Source organism: Blautia liquoris (assembly GCF_015159595.1).
Classification (GTDB): Bacteria; Bacillota; Clostridia; order Lachnospirales; family Lachnospiraceae; genus Novisyntrophococcus; species Novisyntrophococcus liquoris.
This window is the reverse complement of record NZ_CP063304.1, coordinates 2,396,640-2,407,897: the sequence shown is the minus strand read 5'-3', so window position 1 is coordinate 2,407,897 and position 11,258 is coordinate 2,396,640. Positions and strand designations below refer to the sequence as shown.

Sequence of the window (11,258 nt, the reverse complement as noted above, 5' to 3'; positions counted from 1 at the left end):
TGTTTCATGAAAGAAACAGTAGCTCCTGGAATTCGTATTTCTTCGTTATCCTTTAACGGCTCCGGCAGTCATACCTTTGACTAACTTATCCTGAAAAACAATAAACATGATAATCATCGGTAATAATGTCAATGTAAGAACAGCCATAATCATCGGAGTATTCATAGAATATTGTCCCTGAAATTCCCAGATTGCCAAGGGGAGAGTGCGATTCTCAGAAGACTGTGTCAAGGTATAGGCAAATGAAAATTCATTCCACATGTTAACTCCATTATAGATGGCCAGAGTTGCAAGACCGGGTTTTGAAAGATTCAATATGATCGAAAAGAACATTCTGATTTTGCCGCAGCCGTCAATCTCAGCAGACTCCTCGATTTCTCTTGGTATTTCACGCATAAAACTTGTCAATATAAAGACAGAAATTGGCACTGCAAATGCGATGTATGGGCCAATTAACGCCCAGATGGAGTCATAAAGCCCTGCTGTCTTGGACATTTTAAAGACTGGTATCAGGGTAATGTGTACGGGGATGGACATACAGGCTACAATGAGTGAATAAATTGGATTTGCCAGCTTAAAATTAAATCTTGCAAGTGGGTATGAGGCACATGCAGCAATAAATAATAACAAGACCAGAGAGATTGCCAGCACAATTACGCTATTTTTAAAGTAATTTAAAAATCCGCCAGATAGAACCTCTGTGTAGTTACTCCAATTTAATTTCTCTGGAAGTTGAAACACGCCCTTTGAAAGCATTTCAAATTTTTCTTTAAATGAATTCAAGACCATGAAGATGAAAGGTAAGAGAGATATTATCAGCCATATAATTGCCAGAATCATTGCTATCGTCCATGCAAAGATACTATTACGTTTACTTTTTTTGTACTTGTCCATAGCTCAGTTCTCCTTCCTTCCATTCAGCAACTTCATAGTGAGTAGTGAAACCATTGTAATCAGTATAAACATGCCTCCCGCGACTGCAGAACCGTAGCCCATATTAAAAGTTTTAAAAGATTGTTTATACATGTAAGTAGCCATCAATTCTGTAGAAGTCCCAGGACCGCCATCTGTCATAACATAAATCAAATCAAAGTATTTTAAAGATCCAACCATTGAAAGAATTGCAGCACTTTTAATCGAAGGATATAAAAGAGGAAGAGCTATCTTCCAAAAGTATTGTCCTTTTGTGGCACCATCTATTCTTGCTGCTTCGAAAACGTCGATTGGAATATTGGTAAATACAGCCATGAAATAAACCATGTAAAAAGGTACAAACTGCCAGCAGATAACCAATATAACTGTCACCAAAGCCGTCTTAGGATTTCCCAGGAGGTCTATATTCCCTCTCCCGAACAGATTTGAAATTGTGCTGACCATACCGCCATTCGTAGCAAGTGCATAGGTAAAAAGGAATCCAATAGCAACCGACGACATAAGAAGTGGAATAAACCAGATGATTTTAAATATAGTCAATTTTTTTCCTCCAAAATCAAGGAAGGCTGCAAGAAGAAGACCTATTGGAAGTTGGATTACAATTGATAAAACCATGATGATAAGATTGTTTTTAAATGCAATCCAAAAATGTTGATCAACAAGAAGTTTTCTCCAATTATCAAACCCTATGTATTTTTTTGCTGCTGATATTCCATTCCATTGATATGCACTTGTAATAAATGTGTCGATGATTGGATAAAAAACATATACAATCATAAGGACAGTAACTGGTGCAAGAAAAAGTACCGCCACCCTGTTCGTATTTCTCTGTCTCAGAGCACCTAATGATCTTTTTTTGTTCATATGCGTATCACTCCTTTTTACTAAAAATCCCTGTATAGCACAGGGATTTTTAGATATGCGAAAAGTATAGATTTAACTCTATCTACTATTTTTTTGAGTTAAGATACTCATCCATTGCCGCCTGCATAGTTTCCTGTGCTTCCTGCGGTGTTTTTGTAAGGCCGAATACCTCCTGCAAGCTATCAAGGTGAGCTGTAGATACGGCCGGCGGGAGATACTGATCATACCATAACTGAATCTCAGACGCTTCTGTCGCAGTTTTCGCAATTTTCTTTGTAACAGGGTCGGTAATTCTGCTTTCAATCCCTTTTATTGGTGGTATTTTTCCTTTTTCAATTTCTGTGTCAATCGTGTCATCGGACAAATGGTCTTCAGCACATTCAAATGCAGCTGCTAACTTATCATCTTTACAGCTAAAGGATATAAACTGGTCACCAACGGTGCCAATTTGAATGTCAGGATCAGCATCCGGGCCTTCTATGGTGGGAAATGGAAACCATCCGATATCCTGATAAAATTCCTTGCTGTCGTTGGCGAAAGTTGCAGTATACCAGGAACCACAAAGTAACATTCCTGCCTTTTCCTGATACATTAATTGTTTGGCCTGACCATCATCTTCACTTAGCGAATTAACACCTTCAGGGAAGTAGCCGTCTTTTACCCATTCTTGTATTTTATTTCCAGCTTTTATAAAACTTTCATCAGTGAATTTCCCCTCACCGGAAACAGCTTTTTGGAAAGGCATTAATCCACCATAACGTACTGCTAAATTCATGAAATACATAGATCCCGTCCATTTAGAACTGTTAGCCAATGCAAAAGGAGTAATATCATTTGTCTTCAAGGTTTCACAGATGTTTTCAAGATCGCTTAACGTCTCAGGTTCTTGCAAGCTATATTTTTCAAACATTTTTTTATTATAGAATATTCCTGAGATGGAAACATTTTGATATGGCACAGCATAAATATGACCATTATATGAAGCCTGCTCAATGGCTGCGTCCATTAATTTGTCCTTGATTTCCGACTTATTAAATAAATCATCGATTGGCTGAGCGAATCCTGAATCTATATATTCATACATAGGTCCTCCAGACCAGCTAGAATACATATCCGGACATTCGCCGGAACTCATTGCTACAACTAGTTTTTCCTTATAAGTATCGTTTTGTGTGGGAACTACATTAACAGAATATCCAGATTTCGTTGATGAGTTAAATTCATCAACAGCCTGTCCAAGAATATCTTTATCTGGTGATTCTGTAGCAATATTCCAGTAAGAGATCTCTTTACCGTCACTGTTTTTACTTTTTGCTGCTTCTGATTGACTAGAAGCTGATTGTTCTGGACTGTCAGATCCGCATCCAGCAGCAGTGGCTGCCATCAATACAGCCAATGAGATACTACATAACTTTGTCATTTTCTTTTTCATAATCGTTTACCTCCCATTTTTAACACTACTTTAACTGTTGTATATATATTATCACGGAAGGATACAATTTTATATTGAAAAAAATGATCACATTATATAAAAATCTTACCTATAATCGTAGATTAGCGCGTAGTTTATGCTTGCATAATCAGAGCAAACATTTGATTCTTGTACGCATATCTTTGAGACCGTAGTATCACCTTATTACTTTAACTCCCGATATTTCGCCGGTGTAATCTTGATGATTTCGGTAAAATTGCGGTAGAATGTCTTCAGATGATGATAGCCGCAGCTGAAAGCAGCCTCTTCAATAGACATCTCTGTATTTCTTAAAAGATAACATGACTGATAGATGCGGTATCGGTTTAGATACTCGGTAAATGACATTTTCATCAGTCTCGAAAAGAGTTTCGACAAATAGACGTAATCGTAACCGATAGTCTTTGATGCACCTCTCAGGCTGCATTCATGTCTGTAATTTTTCTCTATGTACAACAATATCTGATAGACAATTTTTGAGTGTTTTGCATTCTGCACATCCTGAAAAGAGGTTTGTTCTGTCAGCTGCGAGCAGATCTGATACAAAAAGCTTTTCTGCCGATAAACAGAAGTGAGTTTATCACTTGCGAGTTCTGCTACATGTAGGAGATTATTCTGTGGAATACGACTCTTGTATTCGTTATAAAAATCCCCGATCAACTCAGGCGCAAAGATGATTATCAGAATATCTGAATGACCATTCGATCTGAATTCGTGAAACTGACTTGGAAAGATGAATACAAGATCTTGTTCTTCCAGAGTATACTCTTTTTTGTCGATTCGCACATACAATTCTCCTTTTTTTACATAGATCAGTTCATAGGCACGATGAAAATGAGGAGGAAAACTAAAATCTGTTAATTCTGATACCTGAAATGATTCATCGTGAGACATTCCGTGATTTTCAAAAAACACCATAATCCCACCTCCTTGGTAGATTTTATCTTTAGTAGAGCGATACCACGGATTGCTCCGCGCGAAGCGCTCACACAATCCTACAGGCATTCGAAATTTGTCTTGTCGGACTGTGTTTCCGTGTGGTGCGGGTAGGGAGTTATGCCTTTTTCATGGATGAAAAAGGGCACGAGATTCCCTGTGGTGTTCCGCACCCTGATGATACCACGGATTGCTCCGCGCGAAGCGCTCACACAATCCTACAGGCATTCGAAATTTGTCTTGTCGGACTGTGTTTCCGTGTGGTGCGGGTAGGGAGTTATGCCTTTTTCATGGATGAAAAAGAGCACGAGATTCCCTGTGGTGTTCCGCACCCTGATGATACCACGGATTGCTCCGCGCGAAGCGCTCACACAATCCTACAGGCATTCGAAATTTGTCTTGTCGGACTGTGTTTCCGTGTGGTGCGGGTAGGGAGTTATGCCTTTTTCATGGATGAAAAAGAGCACGAGATTCCCTGTGGTGTTCCGCACCCTGATGATACCACGGATTGCTCCGCGCGAAGCGCTCACACAATCCTACAGGCATTCGAATTCCGTCCTGTCGGACTGCATTCTCATGTCTGTTCGGGTCTCGAAGTTATGGTTGTTTTCATGCGAGCATGAAAACAACCGTAACCTCTCGACCCTGGTATCACTAATATTGTCAATTATTATACTATTTTATGGATAGATTTCCTAGTCTCAATTTTTTATACTGGAGGTAATGAATAACAGGAGGCGATAATATATGGAGTATTATGTAGCAAATAATGGGTCTGACTGTGGACCGGGCACAAAGGAAAGGCCATTTCAGACAATCAGCAAAGCTGCTTTGGCTGCTATGCCTGGAGATGTTGTGACTGTGCACGAAGGTGTGTATCGTGAGTGGGTTAAACCCAGGTTTAAGGGTCTTAGCAATAAAAGGAGGATTACCTATCAGGCAGCAGAAGGCGAAAAAGTTGTCATTAAGGGGTCTGAGAGAATTACTTCATGGAGAAATGTAGACGGGAACGTCTGGAAGGTGACAATACCGAATTCTTTTTTTGGAGATTATAATCCTTATGAACTTGAAGTGTTTGGTGACTGGCTGGTTTCCACAGAAACTAGGCATTTGGGGGATGTTTACTTGAATGGGATGTCATTTTACGAGGCAAATTCGCTGGAAGAGCTGGAGGATCCAAAGATACGGACAGAGGTGATGGACAGTTGGACAAAGAAGGTTACCTCTGTTCCCAGTCCAGAGCAGACAAAATACGTGTGGTTTGCAAAAGTAGATGAAAACCAGACGACGATTTATGCAAACTTTCAGGGGGCCGATCCGAATGAGGAGTTTGTGGAGATCAATGTACGAAGATCCTGTTTTTATCCTTTGGAAACGGGTATCGATTACATAACAGTCCGGGGATTTGAGATGGCACAGGCGGCGACACCCTGGGCTCCGCCCACTGGGGATCAGCCGGGACTGCTTGGTCCGAATTGGAGCAAGGGCTGGATCATAGAAGATAATATCATCCATGATGCGAAATGCAGCGCCCTCAGCATCGGAAAAGAAGCCACAACTGGGAATAATTATTGTTCCATCCGGAAAGATAAACCAGGTTATCAATATCAGCTGGAAGCGGTTTTTTCGGCGGAAAGAGCAGGCTGGAGCAAAGAGAAGATCGGTTCTCACATCGTCCGGAATAATGTCATCTATGACTGTGGACAAAATGGAATCGTAGGACATCTGGGGGGTGTTTTCAGTGAGATTTATCATAACCACATCTATAACATTGCCCTAAAACGTGAATTCTATGGCCATGAGATTGCAGGAATCAAACTTCACGCAGCTATAGATGTCCAGATCCATGACAACCGAATTCATAACTGCTCTCTGGGATTGTGGCTTGATTGGGAGGCACAGGGAACAAGGGTAAGCCGAAACCTATTTTATCAGAATAATCGGGACTTCTTTGTCGAAGTCAGCCATGGGCCTTACATTGTAGATCACAATATTCTGGCATCAAAATATTCGATCGACAACGTTTCACAGGGCGGTGCTTATGTCAACAACCTGATTTGCGGAAGGATGAATCATAGGAAAGAAATGGAGCGTTCTACCCAGTATCATCTACCTCATAGTACAAAAGTAGCTGGTTTCTCTTTTGTCTATGGAGGCGACGACAGATTCTATAACAATATTTTTGTGGGAGAAGATTCGGCCGAAGGGGTAGGAACGGCGCATTATGACGGTTATACGACTTCTCTGGAAGAATACATTGAAGAGGTTCATAAGGTTCCCGGGGATGCGGAGTCTTTCAATCTGGTGGAACAGCCGGTATATATCGATCATAACATGTATCTGGGAAGTGCGAATGCATTTAAAAAAGAGGAGACCAACCGAATCAATCACGATTTCCATGCAGATGTAAAGATTATTGAAACTGAAGATGATGAAGTTTATCTCTCCTGTGAGCTTCCTGAAGATTTTGAAATCTTTGCCGGAAAGATCTATACTACCGCAGCCCTTCCCCGAGTTCGGATTGTCGATGCAGAGTATGAGTGTCCGGATGGAAACGACGTGAGCCTGGATATCGATCTAGGCGACAATAAGAAAAAAGGAGACGGCGTCGTAGGGCCGGCGGCTGAGATGAAAAGCAAAAAGAATTATATCAAAATATGGTAGATACCCCTCCCTTTTTAAAAAAATGGTGTATAATGAAGGTATCGGTAGAGGATATCGGAATTATGACCCGGAACCCAATATCGTCTTCATAAAAAATAAAGAGGTGTAAAGGTATGAAAAATAAGTTTGAATTACTGCATGTCGGCATCAACACGGAAAATGAGCAAGAAGCAGAAAAGTTAGCTAATCTTCTGAGTACGATGTTTAATCTGGAGCCACGCATGGGACATAAGTCGGATTTTGCCGGTCCTTACTTTGAGTGCATGAAGGCTCCATACCTTGGAACCAACGGACATATTGCCTTGGGCACAGCAGACCTGACTTCTGCTGTGGAGGAATTGAAGGAAAAAGGATTCTCCTTCAACATGGATACCGCCGCCTATAACGATGACGAGAAACTGAAAAACATATATCTTGCAGGTGAATTTGGGGGATTTGCGATACACATTATGCAGAGATAAGAACGCTTCCTGTCAAAGAGAAAAAGTAAGATAAGAAAGAGTCTCATTCGTCTGAGAGTATCAGAGGAGTGAGGCTTTTTGTAATATTTAACGGTGAACATTGTTGACATTATTAATGTTTCTCTTTATAATAACGTTAAACTAAAACGATTTAGTAGAGAGGAGAAGGTTCTATGACATCAAGAGAGAGATTGTTATGCGTGTTACATAATGAAACACCGGATATGGTTCCGGTAAGCCCGTTTATTCAGGAGGAATATCTGTCTTATTATTATAATAAGAAAAACACAGATCGCCTTTTTGATGCGGTGGCTCTGCGAAAAGAACTGGATTTTGATTTGGTTACCAGACAGTATGTAAATGAAATTCCCTATTTTCTGCAGAGAAGTTTTTTGAATTGGGATGTAGACAATCACGTGGATGTGATTCAGGGAAATTATGTGAGGACGATTACAGTAAAAACTCCGGAAAGAACTTTGAAACAGGTTGAGGGGGCTCCATACCAGGAAAAGATGTTAAACGGGATCCACTTTAGCACGATGGAGTATCTGATCAAGGATTCGGATGATTTCGAGGTATTTAAGAAATATTGTCCAAGAAGAGAGAAAAAGGATGTGGATCATATTCTCAAATCGGGAAAAATTGCAAAGAAGGAAATCCAGGATCTTGGAATTTCCTGCCCGTGGTCAATGGGAGGGGTATACAATCTCGCTTCTACTTATATAAATGTTCAGGATATGATGGTTGACGCGTTAACCGAAGAGGATTATTATGATGATTATATGAGCTTTTTCTCTGATTTGGTTTGCTTGGATCATGAGATATTTATTCAGAGCGAATATGACTGTGTAGGCATGCAGGGAAACATTGCCAATGGCGGCATGATGGGATCTGATTATTTTGAAGAGTACGTTCTTCCTTATGAAAAGAGAGCCATTGATATTCTTCGAGATGGGCGTAAGCCGTGTATTTATCACAATTGCGGGAAAGCTGTAAGTCTGTATCCGGCATATAAAAAGCTGGGAATTACCGTGTGGGAGACTATTTCGGAATCACCACAAGGAGACAACCACCTGGCAGACGCCAAAAAGTATTTTGGAAAGGATCTGATACTCTTCGGTAATTTTGATCAGATTCATTTTTTAAAAGAAAAATCGCCGGAAGAGATTGAAGAAAAGGCATATGAAGTTATGGCCATTGGAAAAGAGGGAGGGCACTATATCTTTGCCTGCTCAGATTATCTGGAAACGGGAACTCCAGTTGAGAACGTTAAAGCTCTTCTAAGGGGTGCGCGGGCTGCTTCCAGATATTAAAAGTTCAAGAAACTGACATTTTTCATTACAGGAGGTTATATAATATTTGCAGAAGAAAAAGGTGACATTAAAAGAGATTGCTGAAAGGACAGGTGTCTCTTTAGGTACCGTTCATCGAGCTATTTATGGAAAAAGCGGAGTCAGTGAAGAGACACGGGCACGCATTATGGAAGAGGTTGTCCGAACAAATTACCAGATTGACGAGGCTGCATCTGTCTTGAAACGCAGGGCAAAAAAGGTAGTAGTCGTTTTGCCGAAAGCTCACAAAGAGGATCGCTTTTATTTCAGAGGAATCTGGAAAGGGATTCAGGATGCAGCTCAGAATATGGATCAGTATAAGATCTATTATGATTTTGTAGAGTCGGATTATCCTTTGTCTCAGATATGGAGAGAACTGGAACGCGTATATGATGAGAAACTGGATGAGATAGATGGTTTAATCACGATGGCTGACAGTGAGAAAGCAAATATCTGGATTGGCCGGTTTGCTAAGCGTGGTGTATTTACGGTCCTTTTGTCCAGCTACTATGATGAAAAAAGTTCGATGGTCAGCTGTATCAAGGCAGATCATGCACGGTGTGGTATATTGGCAGCAGAGTTTATGGATTATGGAATCAGAAAAGAAAAGGGAAAGATCCTTACATTTTGTGGAGATGAGCACATCTACAGTAACCGTGTGTATGCGTCGAATTTTGAAGAGAAGATGAAAGAGTACGGCTATGATCTCATAAAAGTGGAGGGATTCGGAAGTGATGAGATCGAAAAAAAGAGCAGAGAGATCTTACAGCGGGAAAATATTCAGGGAATTTTCATGTGCAATGCAAGGAACACGTATTGTATTTGCAAACTGGTGGATGAATTGAATATCGACAGGGATTTTTTGATATTAGGTACAGATGTTTATGAAGAACTGATCCCTTACTTTGAAAAGGGAATTCTCAATGCTGTTATCTGCCAGTTTCACTGGGATCAGGGGACTCAGGCCGTCTTAAAAATGCATAAATATCTCAGCAGGGGGATTCAGGAACAGGAAGATCATGTTATGCCGCCGGTACTTTTGATGAAAAGCAATGTAGAATGTTTCTTATAGAGAATAGCTGTAATGCAACGTTTCTTGCATTACAGCTATTTGAATGATACCAGGGTCAAAAGGTCCTGCGTTTCATGCTCGCATGAAAAAGCATGACTTTGGGACCCGTAAAAACATGAGAACGCAACCCGATTAGGGTGGAATTCGAATGTTTTTAGGATTGTGAGAGCTCGAAGAGCGTAACAATCCGTGTATCATAAGGGGTCAAAAGGTTCTGCGTTTCATGCTCGTAATCCGTGTATTTGCATCATTTGAATAAATATAAGCTGTACAAATTTAGTATGGTATGTAAATATGCACAAAAAAATATTGAATTTATCTGCAATAATAGAGAATATATAAACTGTGGTTGACAAATCAATAACAAAGGATGATAATGAAATTTGAGAAAACGTTTTCGTAAACGTTATTAATAACGTTTACGAAAATATGGAACCAGAGGGGGAAGTCGAAAATTGTGTCTGAGAAAGTAACAATAAAAGATATTGCGAAACGAACGGGAACATCAATTACTTCGGTACATAGAGCCTTGCATGGAACAAAAGGAATCAGTGAGGAACTTAGAAAGAAAATTCTTCTGGAAGTTGAGAAAAGTAATTATCGAATGGATGAAGCAGCTTCTATGCTGCGCAGAGAGAAGTTTCATATCGTTGTTCTTTTGCCAAAAAACGAGGCGGACGAACGATTTTATTATAGTGGGTTATGGGATGGCATATATCGTGGAGCCAGCGAGATAGAAAAGAATAAAGTTACGATCACATATGTGGAGGCAGTAGGTGGTATTGGGTATATATCCGATGCTCTTGAAAAGCTGTTCGATGAAACGGATGAAAATCTTCATGGACTTGTCACTCTGTGCGATGATGAGGCGTCATTAAACTGGGTTACAAGATTTATAAGAAGAGGTACGAAGGTGGCACTGATTGACAGAGGTACAATCCTTCAAGGTATCTGCTGTTGTATTAAAACATCCAGTATTGATATGGGACGACTTGCTGTGAATATGATGCACTTTTTGATGAAAAAGGACGAAGGGGTCCTAGTGCTGGTAAATGGGCCAAACCAAAGAGTCAGCTATCAGGAATATTTTCAAGGTGTAAAAGAGAAGATGCGAGAACTGAACATGAAACAGGAGCTCGTAAACTTTAATGGATATGAAGCAGAAAGCGGGAAAAAGCAGCTGATCAATCTTTTGAACAGCAGGGACATAAAGGGAATCATCACAAGCAATGCAAGGGCTACTTATTGGGTCTGCGAATTTTTTGACAATCGAACGGAATTTGAACTCCCTCCCATTGTTGGGACCGACGTATTTCAGGAGTTACAGCCTTTTTTTGAAAGCGGTATTTTAAAGGCATCGATTTATCAATCACACAGAGAACACGGGGAAAAAGCAATGAAAGATCTATATGAATGCTTAATTAATCCTCGTATGAATTATGAGAAACAGACTTTGGGGACTTTGAGTCTGGTAGTAAAAGAAAACTACAAATATTTTTTGTAAGTGGGTATTTTTTTGGTGTAGT

The 11,258-nt window shown here is 40.2% G+C and carries 10 protein-coding genes; 6 read left to right on the top strand and 4 right to left on the bottom strand.

The window, feature by feature from the left end; all coding sequences use genetic code 11:
* Window positions 1-45: 45 nt before the first annotated feature.
* The 4 genes from INP51_RS10965 to INP51_RS10950 all read right to left on the bottom strand — a co-directional run bounded on the left by INP51_RS10965 (window position 46) and on the right by INP51_RS10950 (window position 4,186).
* Window positions 46-894: a carbohydrate ABC transporter permease gene (locus tag INP51_RS10965; RefSeq protein ID WP_193734892.1), complete on the bottom strand. Its 849-nt coding sequence runs from the start codon at window positions 892-894 to the stop codon at window positions 46-48.
* Between the two features lie 3 nt (window positions 895-897).
* Window positions 898-1,797: a carbohydrate ABC transporter permease gene (locus tag INP51_RS10960; RefSeq protein WP_193734891.1), complete on the bottom strand. Its 900-nt coding sequence runs from the start codon at window positions 1,795-1,797 to the stop codon at window positions 898-900.
* Window positions 1,798-1,882: 85 nt separating this feature from the next.
* Window positions 1,883-3,229, bottom strand: coding sequence for an extracellular solute-binding protein (locus tag INP51_RS10955; RefSeq protein WP_193734890.1), 1,347 nt, complete (start codon window positions 3,227-3,229; stop codon window positions 1,883-1,885).
* A 204-nt stretch (window positions 3,230-3,433) separates the two neighbouring features.
* Window positions 3,434-4,186, bottom strand: a complete 753-nt coding sequence (locus INP51_RS10950) for a helix-turn-helix transcriptional regulator (RefSeq protein WP_193734889.1) — start codon at window positions 4,184-4,186, stop codon at window positions 3,434-3,436.
* Between the two features lie 149 nt (window positions 4,187-4,335).
* Between INP51_RS10950 and INP51_RS10945 the strand changes: the two genes are divergently transcribed.
* The 6 genes from INP51_RS10945 (at window position 4,336) to INP51_RS10920 (ending at window position 11,236) form a co-directional block, all read left to right on the top strand.
* Window positions 4,336-4,827, top strand: a complete 492-nt coding sequence (locus tag INP51_RS10945) for a hypothetical protein (RefSeq protein WP_193734888.1) — start codon at window positions 4,336-4,338, stop codon at window positions 4,825-4,827.
* A gap of 124 nt (window positions 4,828-4,951) precedes the next feature.
* A complete protein-coding gene (locus INP51_RS10940; protein WP_193734887.1) occupies window positions 4,952-6,868 on the top strand; it encodes a right-handed parallel beta-helix repeat-containing protein in 1,917 nt (638 codons plus the stop codon).
* A gap of 113 nt (window positions 6,869-6,981) precedes the next feature.
* Window positions 6,982-7,329 (top strand): VOC family protein, encoded by a 348-nt coding sequence (locus tag INP51_RS10935; protein WP_193734886.1) that lies wholly within the window; start codon window positions 6,982-6,984, stop codon window positions 7,327-7,329.
* Between the two features lie 173 nt (window positions 7,330-7,502).
* Window positions 7,503-8,642, top strand: a complete 1,140-nt coding sequence (locus INP51_RS10930) for a uroporphyrinogen decarboxylase family protein (protein WP_193734885.1) — start codon at window positions 7,503-7,505, stop codon at window positions 8,640-8,642.
* Window positions 8,643-8,688: 46 nt separating this feature from the next.
* Window positions 8,689-9,732, top strand: a complete 1,044-nt coding sequence (locus tag INP51_RS10925) for a substrate-binding domain-containing protein (protein ID WP_193734884.1) — start codon at window positions 8,689-8,691, stop codon at window positions 9,730-9,732.
* Window positions 9,733-10,189: 457 nt separating this feature from the next.
* A complete protein-coding gene (locus INP51_RS10920; protein WP_193734883.1) occupies window positions 10,190-11,236 on the top strand; it encodes a substrate-binding domain-containing protein in 1,047 nt (348 codons plus the stop codon).
* Window positions 11,237-11,258: the final 22 nt, after the last annotated feature.

Excerpts from the sequence above, each read along its gene's own strand:
- INP51_RS10940 (WP_193734887.1), top strand. The coding sequence starts at position 4,952 with ATGGAGTATTATGTAGCAAATAATGGGTCTGACTGTGGACCGGGCACA.
- INP51_RS10955 (WP_193734890.1), bottom strand. The coding sequence starts at position 3,229 with ATGAAAAAGAAAATGACAAAGTTATGTAGTATCTCATTGGCTGTATTG.
- INP51_RS10945 (WP_193734888.1), top strand. The coding sequence starts at position 4,336 with ATGGATGAAAAAGGGCACGAGATTCCCTGTGGTGTTCCGCACCCTGAT.
- INP51_RS10935 (WP_193734886.1), top strand. The coding sequence starts at position 6,982 with ATGAAAAATAAGTTTGAATTACTGCATGTCGGCATCAACACGGAAAAT.
- INP51_RS10965 (WP_193734892.1), bottom strand. The coding sequence starts at position 894 with ATGGACAAGTACAAAAAAAGTAAACGTAATAGTATCTTTGCATGGACG.
- INP51_RS10930 (WP_193734885.1), top strand. The coding sequence starts at position 7,503 with ATGACATCAAGAGAGAGATTGTTATGCGTGTTACATAATGAAACACCG.
- INP51_RS10960 (WP_193734891.1), bottom strand. The coding sequence starts at position 1,797 with ATGAACAAAAAAAGATCATTAGGTGCTCTGAGACAGAGAAATACGAAC.
- INP51_RS10950 (WP_193734889.1), bottom strand. The coding sequence starts at position 4,186 with ATGGTGTTTTTTGAAAATCACGGAATGTCTCACGATGAATCATTTCAG.